We start from the raw sequence: 18,771 nt of genomic DNA, 5'->3' as shown, positions 1-18,771 counted from the left end.
CTAGGCACACTTCAAAGTGCTCCGATTTTCTCGGAATCTCTGCAGCAAAGCTACAGAGGACATTTTGCAATCACGGTTAGTACCAATACAAATGAAGTGATTGAAAGTGAACAAACTCCTTTCGTGATCACTTTCAATACTGATGTACCTATTGACTTCGCAAATCCTCCCATTATTGAACTCTCAAGTTCTGATGGACCAGGAGGATTGACTCGTTTTACGCTAGCCGCCAATACACCTCAAGGGGTATCTGTCGATCCTAATGTCCCTATTGGTAATGGTTTTGAAACAGTTGAAATAGGCATTTTGGGCAATGGAGCAAGTATTACGCTGCCAACAGCCAATGCAGACGAGAATCCTGGCAGGGCAGAATCCTTCCCTCAAGATGTTGAAGGGGTAGATGAAACGGTCACATTTACGATTCGACTAGTTGATGGTGGTGCCAATAATGACACTCTAGCCCCTGGTTCAGGATCTTTTGACGTTACTTTCTTCGAAGAACCTCCTGCTCCAGAACCCGAACCCGAACCAGAGCCAGAGCCAGAACCAGAGCCAGAGCCAGAACCAGAGCCAGAGCCAGAACCAGAGCCAGAACCAGAGCCAGAGCCAGAGCCAGAACCAGAGCCAGAACCAGAGCCAGAGCCAGAACCCGAACCAGAGCCAGAACCCGAACCAGAGCCTGAGCCAGAACCAGAACCAGAGCCAGAACCAGAACCAGAGCCAGAACCCGAACCAGAGCCAGAACCAGAGCCAGAACCCGAACCAGAGCCAGAGCCAGAACCCGAACCCGAACCAGAGCCAGAACCAGAGCCAGAACCCGAACCAGAACCCGAACCTGAGCCAGAACCCGAACCTGAGCCTCAGCCTCAACCCGAACCTGAGCCTACTCCGATCCCAGAGTCAATTATTCTCAACGGTACTGATAAAGCTGATCAGCTACATGGGGGAGCTGGTGACGATATCATCCTCGGCAATGGAGGCAATGATAAGCTACGCGGTGGTCCTGGTGACGACATTATTGAAGGTGGCCGTGGGAAAGACTCCATTGGAGCTGGTCGCGGTGACGATATTGTTGTTGGTGGTCCTGGTCGAGATGATATTAAGGGTGGAGATGGCAATGACATCATTAATGGTGGAATTACCAACTTCCCAGATCAATTTGGTTCAGGCAGCAGTAGCAAACCTGGCGACACCATTCATGCTGGTAACGGCAATGATATTGTCACTGGCAGCCAAAATAACGACATCATTAAAGGCGGCAAAGGTGATGACACCCTTGAAGGTGCCCGCGGCAATGACACCATTAGAGGCGGTGCAGGTGATGATGTCATTGCCATTGATATCGTTGATCTTACTGGTGGAAACGGCGGTGAAGGCGGCGAATCCGGTGAAGGCGGTGAAGGCGGCGAATCCGGTGAAGGCGGCGAAGCTGGCGAATCCGGTGAAGCTGGTGAAGGTGGCGAAGCTGGTGAAGGCGGTGAAGCTGGTGAAGGCGGTGAAGCTGGCGAATCCGGTGAAGCTGGTGAAGGCGGTGAAGCTGGTGAAGGCGGTGAAGGCGGCGAAGCTGGTGAAGGCGGTGAAGCTGGCGAATCCGGTGAAGGCGGTGAATCCGGCGAAGCTGGCGAAGGCGTTAATACCCAAGGTGGCGAAGCTTTCGGTGGCGACGGTAATGACACTCTCTTAGGTAGCTCGCGAGATGATCTCCTGGTTGGAGGTAAAGGTGATGATGTCATTGCTAGTGGTGGTGGTAGCGACACTATCCGAGGTGGTGCAGGCAACGATTTACTTATTGCTGGTGAACTTGACCTACTTGGCGGTGAAGGCGGCGAATCCGGTGAAGGCGGTGAAGGCGGCGAATCCGGCGAATCCGGTGAAGGCGGCGAATCCGGTGAAGGCGGCGAAGCTGGTGAAGGCGGTGAAGCTGGTGAAGGCGGTGAAGCTGGTGAAGCTGGTGAAGGCGGTGAAGCTGGTGAAGGCGGCGAAGCTGGTGAAGGCGGCGAAGCTGGTGAAGGCGGCGAATCCGGTGAAGCTGGTGTCGTTTTCTTAGCTGGAGCTGGCAATGATATTGCTGCCGGTGGCGCTGGTGATGACCAAATCACTGGCGGTGATGGCAACGACACGCTTCAAGGCAACGACGGTGATGATCAAATTACTGGCGGTGCTGGTGATGATCAAATTACTGGCGGTGCTGGTGATGATCTCATTACTGCTGGAGCAGGTAATGATATTGTCGATGGCTCTGAAGGTAATGACATCATTCAAGGCGGAGCAGGTGATGACATCCTCCTCTTTGGTGGTGCAGGTGACGATACCATCCAAGGTGGTGTTGGCGATGACAAAATCATCGGCAATGTAGGCAATGACCTGATTGTTGGTGGTGCAGGTGCTGATACGATTGGCTTCTTCACCTCTGATGACCAAACCTTTGCTGATTTGGGAGTTGATATTGTCGGTGGTTTCTCGGCTGCTGAAGATGTGATTTCCCTAGGTAAAGACACCTTCTCTGCATTAACCAGTACAGTCGGTGCTGGTTTCAGTGATGCAGCAGAATTCACTGTGGTTGCTTCACCTTTGAGTGCTGGCACCACAGAAGCAAAAATCATCTATGCTGCTGAAACAGGAACGCTGTTCTATGACACCAACGGTGTTAGTGCTGGGTTCGGAGAAGGTGGAGCATTTGCCCTCCTCAACAATCGGCCAGTACTAACAGCCGATAACTTCATCATCGAAGATTCAATCCTTGGTACTTAGAGGTGATGAACTAACCTAAGCAATAGAGGTTAATAAACCCGCCCAGCTGCTTGGCTGGGTGGGTTTATTGTGTAATCAATCCTTTACCATTGGAACGAGTACGCTGTTGCGAGATGTTTGTGGCTGTTCAATTTCTGAAAGAACTTTCTACAATACCGCACCTATTTTAGGGACTTAAAACCCATTAAGACCTAAATTAAAGACGATATCGATTCATTAGCAATGAGTTATTCTTTTATCGCCCAAGATCTAATGGGTGAATTCTGGTCAAAGTCCGGTATAAGGTTTTCTACTTCTCTAAGTTGTCGAAATCCATAACCACTGAGGCCAATCAGCAAATTACATAAAGCGAATAGACTGAGTTGGAGAGCTGTACCCATACCCGGTCCAGTCCCTAACCAACTTCCGATACTAGTGGATAAAATCCCCTGAGATTGGAGGGCTGGCTCAAATAAATGATCGGATAATGGGCCTGCGATCGCAGCGCCAATCGGTGTAGAGGCTTGGGCCAATAAATATCGTGTTGCAAACACTCGGCCCTGTAGATTGGGGTCGACCTTGGCAAGCCAAATAGCCTGGTTCGAGGCCCCCGCAAGGGGCATAAAACAGGCTGATGCAAAGGCAAGCACAACCCAGACCCATTTCCCCTCCACCATAGAAATGGTGATCCAGCCCAACTGAGGCAAGGCTATCCCTAACAGCAAGCCATAAATCCTGGGGGTCAGGCCACCTGAAATGCTGAGAACCATAGCCCCCAAAATACCGCCCAAACCCAATGCCGATTGCACCATAGCTAAGAGCCTGACATCATTACCACTACGGAGCAGAATCACTGCTGGCATAATGGCAACACTGGCGCTTGTAAACAGATTAGAACTGCATAGAAATATCAAAATAGCGCGCAAACCAGGCTGCTGGGAAATATAACGAAAGCCAAACATTATTTGTTGTTGCCAGGCTTGAGGCTGTTCCTTCTGAACGGGTTGCGGGATATCGATCAACCACAAGGAGATCATGGCTAGGCCAAACGTTAACAGATCAATTCCAAGCACTCCGATCAATCCGGTCCAAGGGTAGAGAGCACCTGCAAAAGCAGGGGCAAAGACATATGCCCCCGAACTTTTAAGGGCATTCATTGCCCCTGCTCGCCCATAATGCTGTTTAGAGATCAGCGTCGTAGTTGAAGCAGAAAACGAGAGATTTTGAATGTAACTGAAAAGACTGTTAACACCACAAGAAATAAATAGATGCCAAAGACTCAGGCGATGGGTTTGCAGCAAAATCAAGATGACAATCGTTGATAAACCAGCAACCCCATTCCCCAGCAACATTAACTGCTTGCGATTGTAGCGATCGACCCAAATGCCAGCAAACAGGGAGACTGCCACCTTGGGCGTCAGGGTAAAAAAGACGAGCAGGGATATGGGCGTGGCCTGCCCTGTTTGCTCCCAAGCCCATAACGTCACTGCAAAATTGGTCATATCTGAACCAATTAGAGACGCGCATTGACCCGCCCAAATCGTGCCGTAGGCAAGGAGTCCCTTCGATAAAGTGCGAGCCATGGCGCTACCCGCTAGCCCCCCGTTTCTGACAACGCTTTCTCTATATCTTCTAGTACTTGCTGAGCTGCTAAAACATTGCGGCCAGCCGTCCAAATCTGATTATTGACTTCATAAACAGCATTGTTTTGCACCGCCTTTAGTTTTGACCACAACGGATCGCTAACAAAGGCTTGGCGATCTAGACTACTATCCGAAGTCTGATCGCGAATCAGGAAGATGATATCACCGTCTATACTCTCTAAGTCTTCACGGGAAATCAACGCTGCATGTTTACTCACTTTTGTTTGGGCATCTGGACGGGAAAATCCTAGATCCTTCAAAACTGAGCCCGAAAAGCTATTGGCGCTATATACTCCTACTTTTCCTTGTGTGGTCGCCACAATGGACACCACCGTCCGACTCGCATTCGGCAACTTTGATTTAAGTTGGGTAACCTTACGGTCATATTGGTCTAATGCTTGTTTGGCTTCAGTCTGTTTATTCAAAGCATCGGCATACAGTAAAAAATTGTCCTTCCAGTCTCCATCGCGACCGCTTCTCTCAGTCAGAAAAGTAGGAGCAATGCGATTGAGATGTTTGTATTGTGACTTGGAGCTGATTTTATTGCCCAAAATAAGATCGGGTTTCAGAGCTAAGATCGCTTCTAAATTAGGCTGATTGCCATCCCCCACCGACTGAATATCGGTCGTTTTCTCCTGCAAATAGGCTGGAAACCGTTCATAGACAATAGAACCAACAGGTTTGATATTAACTGCTAAGGCAGCATCCAAGGCCGCTGTATCTACCGTCACTACTCGCTGCGGTTGCTGAGGGACTTGCACGCTCCCCATGGCGTGCTCAATTGTGCGCGCAGAAGAGGCTGCTAACGGGGCACGCTCTTGCGGTAAATTGGGGAGCGGATCAGCTGCACAACTGGATAACAGCACTAGCGTCAAGCTGGTTGCCAGCATAATGACCAGAAACCTTTGCTGAGATGGTAAGTGTAGCCGATTGTGCAGATTGCAAAAAGCCCCGCGCAGATATCGAGCAACCCCGATAACCATTCCCATAGAAAGCAATATCCATACAACCATAGCGATCGACTGTGAAATGAGCAAAGGTTTCTAAGCCAATTAACGTGGAGAGATTTAAAACTCAAGGCTATAACGAATACTGTAGGTACGGCCTTCTCCAGGAAAACGACGTGCTGCCGATACACCAAATCGCTCTTGGGAGCTAACTGGCAAGTACTGCCGATCAAATAAGTTTTGAATTCCTAACTGAAGTTTGCCAGGGCCGATATTAATCGTGCTGAAAAAATCTACCAGGGTGTAACCGGTCACTTGGAACTGATCAACCCCAGCATCAAACGCTCGATCTCGTCCCCCGACAAACAGTGCTTGGAGCCGATTGCGCCAACCTGGAAGGGTTTCGTTCTCTAGATAGGCTGTGGCCTTAAAGGGCTGGACATCCACAGAACTAAGGGGAACAAATCGATCATCATCATCACCGTCAGGGTTATTGCTCCCTTCGTTCCAAGAAAAGGTGGTACCCAACCGCCAGCGATCGCTAGGTTGCCAATCCGCTGCAAACTCCACGCCATAATTCCGTTGGGGTGCCCGCACGAGTCGCGAAAAGCCTGTGGCGTCTGGCACTAAGGTTGAGCCTAGGGAAGACGTGCTGAGAAAACCAGCAAGACTAAGAGTTAAATTATCAAAGTTACCGCGCACGCCGAGTTCATAGTTATTGACCTTTTGAGGCTCTAGCTGAATAATGTCAGCAAAATTACTATCGTTTGGCGCTAGACCTAAGGCAGTTCCTACACTAGGGAGGGAAAATCCTTGGGAAAAGTTACCATATAAACTCACCTGGTCGGTGGCCTTAAACACAACGCCAGCATTAAAGACAACGTCATCAACCGTCAGCGTCCCTCCTTCAACCTCTGCCAGGGGAGGGGCACCGAAGGTTCTAAAAGGACTCCCAGTATAGTCATCAACATCTAGTCGAATATTCTCATACCGCAGACCACCACTGAGCGTAAGATTGTCAGTGGCATCCCATGTCAACTGGGCAAAGGTGCCAATATTGCGCAACTTGTAGAAAGGCGTTTGGTTAAATGTTCGGAAGACATTGAGTTCTCGGGTATTATCAAATGCTGCTGTATCACTCTCTAAGAATACTTGTTCATTTTCTTCATAAGAGAGGTCTGCTCCCCAAAGAATAGAAAATCGATCGGTAACGGGAGTGTCCACTTGGAAGCGTCCACCCACTTCCAAGGCATCTAAGCTAGTCTGATTGAGGGCAGGGAGGAACGGATTAGCAAAAACGAAGGGCGGAATATTAGGATTATTTCTAAGATCAACAGGGATTTGATTTAAGTCCGTTTTTCGCAAAAAAGCCTGGGCATTGACTTCAGACCCAAACACATCTTGATGGCGGTAGGTCACATTGACATTGTGAACAGTTTGTCTGGGTCGATTTCCACTATTGAACTGGAGGCGGCCAACTCTGAGTGCTCTAGCTCCCTCATCGCCAGTATCATCATCTGGCGGGTCAGAAATAAATTCACTGTCAAAGACATTATTAAAAAAGTTATAGGAGAGCTGAAGCCGTTGCTCTTCAGAGATATCGATGCCAACCTTCGTTAAAACATTGATGGTGCTATTGTCGTTGTTAAGACCCGTGGGTGGGATGCGAAAACCTTCGCCACTAAAGGTTGCACCCTTGATATCAAAAGCGGTATCCACTAGAAAATCGACTTTACCTTCTTTGGCCGTTACCCCTGCATCTACTCGGTAACCAAAACCATCCTCTGAAAGTTTCTCGAAGTTAGGGCGCAGAGTGAGGCCCAATCGTACTTTCTGTCCATCCTCTTCCAGGGGAGAACGGGTAATAATATTAATGACACCCCCGGATGCACCTTCACCATAAATCGCACTTGCCCCTCGAACCACCTCAATTCGTTCAATGGCGGAGGGATCGATGGCTGATAGTTCTGTGCCAAATCCAGTATTACTATTTTGGGGCACACCATCAATGAGGATTTGGGCAGGGCGACCGCGAAGGTCGAGGACACGAGTTCGACCGCCCGCTGTAGGGGGTCCTAAACCCGGTACAAACTTACCCAGGATTTGGTCCAAGTCATTGTTAATTGCCCCTTCTTGCTCGATCTCTGAACGCTTGATCACGGTTACTGAGCGGGGGACATTCAGGGGATCTTCTTCGGTACGGGTGGCGGTCACTACAATTTCTAGTTCATCATCCTCTACGACTTCGGGAGGATCTGTCGCCGCTGGTGTTTGACTGGTTGTATCGGGATCACCCGTCGGTTCTTGCCCATCCAGTGAAGGAGGTGGCGCTTCGCCCGGCGAAGCCTCTGCGGGGTCAGGCGTTTGAGTTGAATCTGTTGGGGGAGCATTGTCAGGGGCTGATGAGGTGGCAACGTTAAACACTAAGCTTTGGGGATTTTGGTTAACCTCAGTCACCAAGCCTTCTTGCTCGCTTACCACCGTCACTCGGACCTGGGTACTACTGATGGGAATGACCGAAACGGCGCTAACACCGGGGACCGGATTAGCCTGCTCAAAGGGTTTTCCACCTGGCAAGATCAGCTGAGTATTCGAAATATCAGCAATAAACGTATTACCAGTGCGTGACGATGAGACCTCTAATTCCGTACCACTGGGTACTTCCAGGACTAATTCTAAACCTTGTTCAGTGGGTACCAGTTGAACATCAGTAATGGAAATAACCTGGGCATAAGCGGGCTGAGCGATTAAAGCAACGGCTGCTCCAGCTCCCAGATATTTTCCCAACGTAAATAAATTCCGCACGGCTTGCCCTCAAACTGACAGAAGAATGGCATAATTGTTGGCAGTTCTTGCTAGCAATTATGAATAAACAAGAATACAGCTTACCGTATTTTCAGCTTCTTATTGCGAATTTTTACTAATTAATATTGTTTTTATGCCTTGACGATAAAATTGCGATCTGATAGTGAGTGGCTGTTTGCTTTGATCAAATCACCCCTAGTCTAGGACTGGCATTGAGGATGAGAGCGAGGGTCGGTAAATGAGCTATTTATCTCTTTTGAGTGAACTTCATCTTGGTGATGTAACTCTATATACCTACGATGACAAAACATAGAAGCATTTAAAGTAGCTTTAATGTCGTCATCTACTCCATAAACGCGAAATCAGACCAAAATCCGCTAAATTCCTCATATATACCTAAGATATGATTTTTGCGGTTTGCCCTACCCATCTTGCGATATCTAAGGTGAGTTCATTATGTTATCTACAGTTAACAAAAATTCAGTTGAGACAAGCAACATTTGTTGCTTCACTGCTCGTTCCAGCTTGCTTGGAAAGAACAGTAGCCTTTTTTAATGATGTTGAAATAGTTGCAACAGTAGGTTGAAAGTACTTGCAATTATAATAGTTGCGATATATTGTCAAATATGACCTTTGCCTGAGGGAATACGAGGCAAGGTTCTTCAGATGCAAAGATATTGTGCCTAAACTTAGTGGGGATAGATGGAGTTCTTGCTAAATCACTCAAAACCTGCAAACCTCCCCAATCTTTTGCAATGGAGAGCGAACAAAGAAGCTGAGAAGCAAACCTACCGTTTTCTCTTGGATGGAGAGACGCAGGCTGAATCTGTTTCTAATCAGACGCTAGATTTGCAGGCTCGGTATATTGGTGCCCGATTACAGGCACTTGGGGCAAGGGGAGAAAGGGTTTTATTGGTTTTTCAACCCGGCCTGGCCTATATTGCTGCATTTTTTGGCTGTCTGTATGCAGGTGCGATCGCAGTGCCGATATACCCACCTCGCCCCAATCGTTCTTTAGGCCGCCTCGCCAAAATTATTGCGGATGCGCAACCCACCCTTGCCTTATCCACCCAGCCTTTGCTGGATCGATTGCAACAGAATCATCTACCTGCCCTTGAGGAGCTAACCTGGTTAGCCATTGATCCAGAACAAGCGACAAGGACTGACATTTTAGATGCACCTATCATGTCAAATCCCGATGATGTTGCCTTTCTGCAATACACCTCCGGATCAACAGGGTCCCCTAAAGGGGTGATGATCACCCATCGGAATCTGGACCATAACTTAGCTTTGATTGCAGAACGGTTTGGTCATACCCCTGAGATGCGCGGGGTGATATGGCTACCGCCCTATCACGATATGGGGTTGATTGGGGGGATCTTGCAGCCTCTTTACTGTGGGGGCAGCGTTACACTCATGTCTCCAGTGGATTTCTTACAAAAGCCCATCCGCTGGCTGCAAGCCGTTTCTCAATTTAAGGCCACGACCAGTGGTGCCCCAAACTTTGCCTATGAACTGTGTATTGAACGGTCTACCCCGGAAGAGCGGGCAGCGTTAGACCTTAGGGATTGGCAAGTGGCTTTTACTGGGGCAGAACCCATACGAGCCCAGACCCTAGATCGATTTGCTCAAACTTTTGCAGATAGTGGCTTCCGGTCAGAAGCCTTTTACCCCTGTTATGGCATGGCCGAAACCACCTTGCTGGTGACCGGGGGAGACTACCAACAAACACCGACCCAGAAACAGATCAAAGCAACGGCACTAGCCACGGGTGAGGTCGTTGCAGCAGAACTCAATCGTGCCGATTCACAAACGGTGGTGAGCTGTGGCTCTCCCAGTCTGGATCAGCCTTTGCTGATTGTTGATCCAGAAGTCGGTTGTGTTTGCCCAGAAAATCATGTGGGTGAGATTTGGGTTGCAGGTGCCAGCGTGGCGAAGGGCTATTGGCAGCAGCCCGCCCGAACCGCAGAAACGTTTTCTGCCCATATAGCAGAGACAGGAGAAGGCCCCTTTCTCAGAACGGGCGATCTCGGCTTTATCAGTGAGGGGGAGCTTTATATCACAGGGCGATTAAAGGATTTGTTGATTTTTAGAGGACAAAACCACTATCCCCAGGATATTGAGGCGACTGTTGCCGCCTGCCACCCCGCCTTGCGACCCGACTGTGGCGCTGCCATCGCTCTGGAGTGGGCTGGGGCTGATCGCTTGATTATTGTCCAAGAGCTAGAGCGGTCCCATCGACGTCAGGCCAACGTCAAGGAAATCGCTAGCACTGTTCGTAGAGCCGTCGTTCAACACCATGACCTCCAAGTTTATGGGCTATTTCTACTCCGAACCGGAAGCATTCCAAAAACATCTAGCGGTAAGATTCAGCGTTATGCCTGCCGAGAAGGCATTCTGAAACGGACTTTAAATGTAATTGGAGATTGGGCTGAAGATCCCTCCCTCCGCCAATCCTGTATTGAACTTCAGAATAAGCTGGACCAGCTAGAAGGCCAAGTGAACCCTGTCCAGCCCGTCAAAAACGATAGTCAGCTAACGGCCCTTGAGATTGAGGCTGGCTTAATTCAGCGCATTGCTCACACCACAGGCATTGATCCAGTCCGAATCAATCCTGAAACGGAGTTTGTCAGTTTAGGGATCGATTCAGCGACGACGGTGAGTTTATCGGGTGACATTGAACAATGGCTTCACTGCCGCTTATCGCCTGTCTTACTTTACGATTACCCCACCATTCATCTCTTAGCCTGCTATCTCGAACAACATTTGCGGGGAGAGGTCGCGTCGGCTGATTCAGAACCGTCTTCTTTTTCCCTGGCTTCTGCAGATATCGCCATTGTGGGATTGGATTGTCGATTCCCTGGTGCAGATGGACCGGAAGCTTTCTGGCAGCTATTGGACCAGGGGATAGATGCAATTCAGATAATGCCTGAAGAACGGTGGGCTCCTGCTCAATCACCTCATGGGACCGCAGACCAGTGGGGTGGTTTTCTCAAAGGTATCGATCAATTTGATGCAGAACTCTTCGGGATTACACCCCGAGAAGCTGAAAAGATAGACCCACAGCATCGGCTGCTCTTAGAGGTTGCGTGGTCAGCCTTTGAAAGAGCTGGACAGACCCTGGACAGCTTAAAAGGAAGTCAAACCGGGGTTTTTGTTGGCATTAGTAGCAATGACTATGGTCGCAAACTCGCCCAAATCCCCCAAGCTTGGGATGCCTATATCGGCATTGGTAATGCCTTTAGCGTGGCAGCCAATCGGTTGTCCTATCACTTTAATCTGCACGGTCCCAGCATTGCGATTGATACGGCTTGTTCTTCGTCTCTGGTTGCAGTCCATCAAGCCTGCCAAAGTTTGCGGCAAGGGGAGTGCCAGCAAGCCATTGCTGGTGGCGTCAATACAATCTTGTCTCCAGAACTGACGACGGCCTTTACTCATGCCAATATGATGGCGGCAGATGGTCGATGTAAAACCTTTGATGACCAAGCTGATGGCTATGTGCGGGGGGAAGGCTGTGGCCTAGTGGTCTTAAAGCGCCTCACGGATGCTCAACAAGCGGGTGATCGGATTCTAGCGATTATCAAAGGTAGTGCCGTCAACCAAGATGGCCATAGCAACGGCATTACAGCCCCCAATGGACTGGCTCAGCAAGCGGTAATTCAGCAAGCGTTGCGGCAAGGGAAGGTAGAGCCGGAACAGATCCAATATGTTGAAACCCACGGCACAGGTACTCCCCTAGGGGACCCAATTGAGGTGGCGGCACTTCACTCGGTACTCCAGGGGCAACGCAGTCAGCCCTGCTGGCTGGGCTCCGTTAAAACCAATGTGGGACATTTGGAATCAGCCGCAGGCATTGCTGGCTTAATTAAGGTTGTGCTGGCCCTCCAACATCAGCAGATTCCTGCTCATCTGCATTGCCAAACCCTGAATTCTCATATCCAGTTAGATGCAGACCAGTTTGCGATCACAACCCAATCTCAGCCCTGGCCCACCCAAACACAACAACGACTAGCGGGGGTAAGTTCCTTTGGTTTTGGCGGCACGAATGCCCACGTTGTTCTGGCAGAAGCCCCTGCTGTAGCGGCAATTCCCTCTGTTACAGATAAGCGTCCGTCTCATTTACTGGCCTTATCGGCTCATACCTCTGAGGCCCTGCAAGCTAAGTGCCAGCAGTATGCACAGCTAGTCACCGATACTAATTTGGGCGATCTTTGCTATTCGGCTAATGCGTTGCGATCTCATTTGCAATACCGAGTTGCGATCGCAGCCTCCTCTGCTCAAGAATTGCGCGATCAACTCCAAACCCTGCCGACGCAGCGACAGCCCATTCCGGGAGCCAAAACCGTGGCTTTCTTATTTACGGGGCAGGGCTCGCAATATGTGGGCATGGGCAAGCAGCTCTATGACACCCAACCCACCTTCCGCCACGCACTGGATCATTGTGCTGATATTTTAAGGGCGGAACTCGATCAGCCCTTGCTAGAGGTGCTCTTTGCCCAATCGGAGTCATTCATTGATCAGACCGCATATACCCAGCCAGCTCTGTTTGCCTTAGAGTATTCCCTGGCTCAACTTTGGCAGTCTTGGGGGATTCGGCCTCATATTTTACTGGGACATAGCGTTGGTGAATATGTAGCAGCCTGTATCGCTGGAGTCTTTAGTCTGGAAGCAGGTCTAAAGCTGATTGCGGCACGGGGAAGGTTGATGCAGAGCCTGCCTGCTACCGGTGAGATGGTTGCGATCGCAGCGTCTCCAGATCAAGTTGCTCCCTTGCTGACTACCGACACTAATATTGCCGTTTTCAATGGTCCTAAAAGCCTGGTGGTGTCTGGCCGACGTGAATCAGTCCAGCAGATTTCTGCAACCCTGACCGCCCGAGGCATTCGCAACAAAGTTTTGACGGTGTCCCACGCGTTTCATTCCCCTTTGATGGAGCCGATTCTGGATGAATTTCGCCAAGTTGCCGAATCCGTCCAGTTTCACCAACCCAAAATTAAGCTAATCAGCAACCTAACCGGAGACCTAGCGACCTCTGAAATTGCATCTGCAGACTATTGGGTCAAGCATATTCGCGAACCCGTCCAGTTTGCAGCAGGCATTGCTAAAGGGGCTCAAAACTGCCAAGCCTGCTTAGAAGTTGGGCCAAAACCCACCCTCGTTAATCTAGGCCAGCAGTGTGTGGATAACCCTGAGATCCAATGGCTGCAAAGTTTAAACCCCAGGCAAACAGATTGGGATGCAATGCTACACAGCTTAGGGCAGCTCTACGAAGCGGGATTTGAAATTGACTGGCAAGGGTTTGACCAAGACTATGGTTGTCAGTCTATAGCGTTGCCTGCCTATCCCTTCCAACGCCAGCGATATTGGATTGATGAGCCCCAGTTTCCACAGCAATCAATAGGGCCTATCGATCATCCTCTATTAGGACATCGCCTGACACCCCCTGCTCACTGTTCAGATCATTGGTTATGGGAAGTCTCCTTAAGCCCAGATGAAACGCCTTACTTAAATGAACATCGGGTTTGGGATACGCCAGTGCTATTTATGGGCGCTTATCTAGAAATGGCCATGGCGGCCGCCCAAAGGGTTTGGGGAGAAGGTCAATATCCCATTAATGCCCTAGAACTCCATGCGCCACTTTTTCTGGCCCAGCCTAGAGTCGTACAGATTGCTTTAATTCCGGCTGATGGTTCCGCTAAGTTTCAGGTCCATAGCCGTTCCTCAGCCTCTGATCCGTGGACGCTCCATGCGACTGCCACCACCTACCGGGTACAGGTGACGGCATGATTGCAAACGCCCCCAACGCAAGGATCGGTTCGTCCCAGACCCTAGAGCCTCAGTCTCTAGAAGATTCAATGGGAATGAAATTTGGGCTAATGTTCTTTGCCAGTGGTGAAGATGATTTAGGGCATGATCGCTATCGTCTAGTCCTAGAAAGTGCAAAGTTTGCCGATCAACATGGTTTTTCGAGCATTTGGGTGCCGGAACGTCACTTCACGCCCTTAGGGTGTTTGTATCCGAATCCCGCTGTTCTCCAAGCTGCCCTAGCCCGCGAAACGCAACAGATCCGCCTCCAGGCAGGCAGCGTTGTTTTGCCTCTCCATGACCCCATTCGGGTCGCCGAAGAGTGGGCGATGGTGGATAACTTGTCGGATGGACGGGTTGGCATCTCCTTTGCCTCGGGCTGGAATCCGGGGGACTTTGCCTTTTTCCCGGATCACTACGCCCAGCGCTGGCAAATCATGGTAGATGGGATTCAAACCGTCCGTGAGTTGTGGCAGGGGAAGTCCATATCGGTCAAGGGTGGAGATGGTCAGCACCGACAGTTAAGGGTTTATCCCACGCCGATTCAACCTCAGCTCCCGATTTGGATGACGGCTGCCAGCAATCCCCAAACCTTTATTAAGGCTGGAGAAGTAGGGGCCAATCTGTTAACCCATCTCTTCGATCAAGATATCGCTGCCCTGGCAGAAAATATTGCCTTGTATCGGCAGGCGGGTGCTAAAAAGGGCCATCCTCCAGGTCAGGTCACGGTCACCTTACATGCTTATTTAGGGGCTGATTTAGAAACGGTCCGAGAGCAGGTTCGACATCCCTATTGCAACTACTTAAAAGCTAATCTCCCCCTTCTCAAGGGATTGAGCTACAGTCGCGGCTCGGCGGTTGATTTGGCGTCCCTATCCCCGACCGATCTGGATCAGATGACGGAGCGGATTTTTGAAAAATTCTTTAGTGAAGGGCGATCGCTGCTGGGGACACCAGAAAGTTGCCACAGTTTAGTGGAGCAACTCCATGTAAGTGGCGTTAATGAAATTGCCTGTCTGTTAGATTTTGGTCCTCACCCCGATTTGATTCTGCAGACCCTTCCCCATCTCAATCGGTTGCGAGAAGCTTGTTTGACCCTTACTCAACCGTCCCTTCGCGTTCCAGTGCACCTCCCCGATAGAACGGCGTCAAACCCTAGCCCATTTGACAACTCTGTTTCAGACGATTCTGTGGAGGCTATTCAGCACCGATGCCAAAAGGTCACTCGTGAAACGTTTTATCAAACCTTGGCTGCTCGTGGTGTTGCTCTAGATTCCAGTTTTCAAGGCATTGAACAGCTTTGGCGGCGCGAGGGAGAAGCCATTGCCACCCTCCAACTTCCTAAGCATCTGGAAACGACCTCCTACAAAACCCATCCGGCCCTCCTAGATGCTTGTCTGCAAGTTTTTTGGGCAACGTTGCCGGATGCCGAAACGGCTAGTTATCTGCCCGTCGGCTTAGGTGAACTAACCTCCTATGGCACCTTGGCGGGAGAACTCTATAGCCATGCAGTGACGACGTCCCAAAACGACCTGGCTGAATTTACGGGTGATGTCCGGGTTCTAGATGCCAAAGGCACTGTGCTGATGACCCTGAAAGGTATTCAGCTTCAGCAGATAAAGCCGACTCAATCCAGCCATTCAGATTGGTTTTATCAAGTCCAGTGGCAGCCCTACCTTCTACCTGCACCACTGGCTTTTGCGCCAATCGCTGATATTGCCCATCAAGTTCGTCAGCAAACGCCCTTAGAAAAGTTAGGCATCTATCCAGATCTGCTCCCTCAGCTCAATACCCTGAGTCGCGACTATATTCTTTGGGCATTTCAAGCCATGGGGGTTCAGTGTGATCAGCCCTTCGTGCCTCCCCGGATACAATCCCAACACCATCGATTGTTTGAGCGTTTATTGGAGATTCTGAGGGAACAAGATGTTCTTAATCTTCAGGGGCAGTGGCAGCTTCAACAGGCCATTCAAAATCCTGCCCACCAACTTCAGACCTTACAAAATACCTATCCCACCTGCGGCGCGGAACTCAAGCTTTTAGGACGCTGTGGCCAAAATCTGGCGGCTGTTCTCCAGGGCCAAGATCCCCTAGAGCTATTGTTTCCTGACGGTTCAGTCGCCGATGTGGAAGCGTTATATCAGGATTCCCCAGCAGCTCAGGTGGCGAATCAGTGGGTGATGGATGCTATTTCTACCGCCATTGAGTCTCTTCCGGCTCGCCCCATCCGCATTCTAGAAATTGGGGCCGGGACGGGCGGAACCACGGCCTATGTCTTACCCAAACTGCCTGCAGATCGCACCCAATACACCTTTACGGATGTTTCTGTGCTGTTCACCACGAAAGCGGAGCAGAAGTTCGCAGACTATCCCTTTATCAATTATCGACTGCTCGATATTGAACAGTCGCCCCAAGACCAGGGGTTTGAACCCCAGCAGTTTGACATTATCTTGGCGGCGAATGTTCTGCACGCCACCTCGGATCTGCAGCAAACCATTGGCCATATTCATCAACTGCTGGCACCCGGTGGTCTTTTAATTGCCCTGGAAGGTATGGAACCCCAGGCTTGGTTGGACTTGATTTTTGGCTTAACCCCTGGATGGTGGTTCTTTACTGATACTGATCTCAGGCCAAACTATCCTCTGATCAATGGGAAGCAATGGCAGCAGCTATTGCAGGCCAACCAGTTTGAAACTGAGCTTATTTCAGCCAATCGCGAAGGGTTATGCCAACAGGCGGTGATTGTAGCGGTCAAACAGCACAATCAGGATCAGGGAACCTGGATTATCTGTAGGGATCGCTCAGGCATTGGTGATGCCCTAGCCGTGGCCCTCGAATCCCAAGGGGATGTTTGTCATCTGCTGGGCTCATCAGATTCAGCCCTGCTTCCAGATTTGCTGGCTTCTATCAACGCAGATGGCTGTCGTGGCGTTGTGTACCTGTGGGGACTCAACAATCTAGAACAGACTCCCCTGGCAATGCCCTGGCAAACAACGGCTCCCATCGCGTTGATTCAGGCCATGGGGCAACACAAGCTTGACTGCCCCGTTTGGCTGGTGACTCAGGGAAGTCAGGCCGTTGAGCAGCGTCAGGTTGATGCATCTCAATCCATGTTATGGGGGTTGGGCCAAGTATTGGCTGTGGAGCAACCCCAACGGTATGGCGGTTTAATTGACTTGGATCCAACTGCCCCAGCCGACGAATCTGCCCAGGATCTGCTTTGGATTCTTCAGAACAGTGCTAAGCACTCTCCCCCCAGAATATGGCCTTCGGCATACAAGAAAGGGGGGCCGGGGGGGCTAATGCAGGATGGAATGCCTCTTACTCAGACTGTTAGCACTGGAACCTCGCAAGATGAATCTAAGGATGTTGATTTAACTCAGAGTCAAGCTCAAAAAGATTTCGCTGGCCCCCCTAGCCCCCCAATTCTGGGGGGAACACAGAGCAGTTCTAAGGTCTCCGCTACTGATGGTGGGAAGATGCAACGGCACGGGATGGATGCGATGGTCTCCGACCGGCCTATGTCCTATGGACAGCAAGCAACGGTCATCGCATTTCGTAACCACCAAAGCTGGTCTCCGTCCCTTTCTCCATTCACAGTCCCAACTCCACACTCAGCAAAAATCCAAGCCGATGCCAGCTACCTAATTACCGGAGGACTTGGAGATATCGGTTTACAGGTGGCAAATTGGCTGACAGAGCAAGGGGCTAAACATCTTATTCTGTTGGGCCGCACTGCCCTCCCACCTCGTCAGCAGTGGTTGTCTCTCACCGAAAGCGATCAGCGCTATGCTCAAACTCAGGCCATTCTGGCACTTGAGGCTAAAGCGGTTCAGGTCCATCTAGCAACAGCTGATGTTGCCGATCTGAGGCAGCTTACCCAGGCCATTCAATCCATTAATGGTCCCGCCATCCGGGGTGTGTTTCATTTAGCCGTGGTTCCACCTCAGTTTGCAGCCCTAGAGCAGGTAGACACGGATCACTTAGAACAAACATTACGTCCTAAGGTTCTGGGTGCTTGGAGTCTACATCAATATTTCCAAGACAAACCCCTCGACTTGTTTATTCTGTTTTCCTCCTGGGCAGGGCTACTGGGTGCAGTGGGGCAACAGCTCAGTGGGTATAGCATGGCGAATGCTTATCTCGATGGTTTGGCCCATCATCGACAAGCGTTAGGATTGCCCGCTCTAAGTTTGGATTGGGGCGATTGGGCTGAAATTGGATTAAGAACGCGCTCCGTACAGGCTGGACAGCGCCTGCTTCCTGAATCCTGGACACTGACGCCAGAGCAAGGACTCGCAGCCCTTAGCCAGGTTATTGATCAGCAGGGGCAACTGGCGGTTCTCCCCGTTCCCTGGCCGGACTTTTTTGAGCTGTTTCCCCAAGAAAAAGCACGGCCTTTCTTTAAAGACATAACGCCCCAAAGTACCACAGCCGAAAAGCTCTCCCCAACTTCCCTGACGCAAGACTGGGAAGCATTACCACCTTCCACTCGCCTGCAAGCCCTAAAAACGCATGTGCAAGAGCAGGTGGCTCAAGTGATGGGAGTTGCTGATCCTACCTCGATTGATCCAAATCGGGGGTTATTTGAAATGGGATGCGATTCGTTAATGGCTCTGGATATTAAAAGCCGATTGGAAACCAGCTTAGGAAAGACCATTCCTGCTGTTGTCGCTTTTGAACATCCCACGGTCGAAGCCCTGACCACCCATTTGGCTGAATCGATTTTGGATTGGGAGTTGCCCACTAGCGCTCCTGTCAATGAAACCCCCTTAGACAAAATTGCCCAATTATCAGACGACGACGTGGATCGTTTGTTTGAAGAAAAATTTTCAAGGTAA

The 18,771-nt window shown here is 50.2% G+C and carries 6 protein-coding genes; 3 read left to right on the top strand and 3 right to left on the bottom strand.

Annotation, left to right across the window (positions count from 1 at the left end; translation table 11 throughout):
* Positions 1 to 2,751: calcium-binding protein (locus Q0986_RS15000; RefSeq protein WP_299411737.1), on the top strand; the 2,751-nt coding region annotated here is incomplete at its 5' end.
* A gap of 227 nt (positions 2,752 to 2,978) precedes the next feature.
* Here the strand turns inward: Q0986_RS15000 and Q0986_RS14995 are convergent.
* The 3 genes from Q0986_RS14995 to Q0986_RS14985 all read right to left on the bottom strand — a co-directional run bounded on the left by Q0986_RS14995 (position 2,979) and on the right by Q0986_RS14985 (position 8,125).
* Positions 2,979 to 4,313: an MFS transporter gene (locus Q0986_RS14995; RefSeq protein WP_299411733.1), complete on the bottom strand. Its 1,335-nt coding sequence runs from the start codon at positions 4,311 to 4,313 to the stop codon at positions 2,979 to 2,981.
* A gap of 11 nt (positions 4,314 to 4,324) precedes the next feature.
* Positions 4,325 to 5,362 carry an iron-siderophore ABC transporter substrate-binding protein gene (locus Q0986_RS14990; RefSeq protein ID WP_299411729.1) on the bottom strand — a complete coding sequence of 346 codons (1,038 nt, stop codon included), beginning with the start codon at positions 5,360 to 5,362 and terminating at the stop codon, positions 4,325 to 4,327.
* A 78-nt stretch (positions 5,363 to 5,440) separates the two neighbouring features.
* Entirely contained in the window at positions 5,441 to 8,125 is a 2,685-nt protein-coding gene (locus Q0986_RS14985; protein ID WP_299411725.1) for a TonB-dependent receptor, read from the bottom strand.
* A 702-nt stretch (positions 8,126 to 8,827) separates the two neighbouring features.
* Between Q0986_RS14985 and Q0986_RS14980 the strand changes: the two genes are divergently transcribed.
* Together Q0986_RS14980 and Q0986_RS14975 are read left to right on the top strand one after the other, a co-directional pair.
* On the top strand, positions 8,828 to 13,912 hold the full coding sequence (locus Q0986_RS14980) for a type I polyketide synthase (protein ID WP_299411722.1): 5,085 nt from the start codon (positions 8,828 to 8,830) through the stop codon (positions 13,910 to 13,912).
* Positions 13,909 to 18,771, top strand: a complete 4,863-nt coding sequence (locus Q0986_RS14975; RefSeq protein ID WP_299411719.1) for a MupA/Atu3671 family FMN-dependent luciferase-like monooxygenase — start codon at positions 13,909 to 13,911, stop codon at positions 18,769 to 18,771. The genes Q0986_RS14980 and Q0986_RS14975 overlap by 4 nt, the downstream gene beginning before the upstream one ends.

It is taken from the genome of Acaryochloris sp. IP29b_bin.148, from assembly GCF_028285565.1.
Taxonomy (GTDB): Bacteria; Cyanobacteriota; Cyanobacteriia; order Thermosynechococcales; family Thermosynechococcaceae; genus Acaryochloris.
This window is presented reverse-complemented; position numbering and strand designations above follow the sequence as displayed.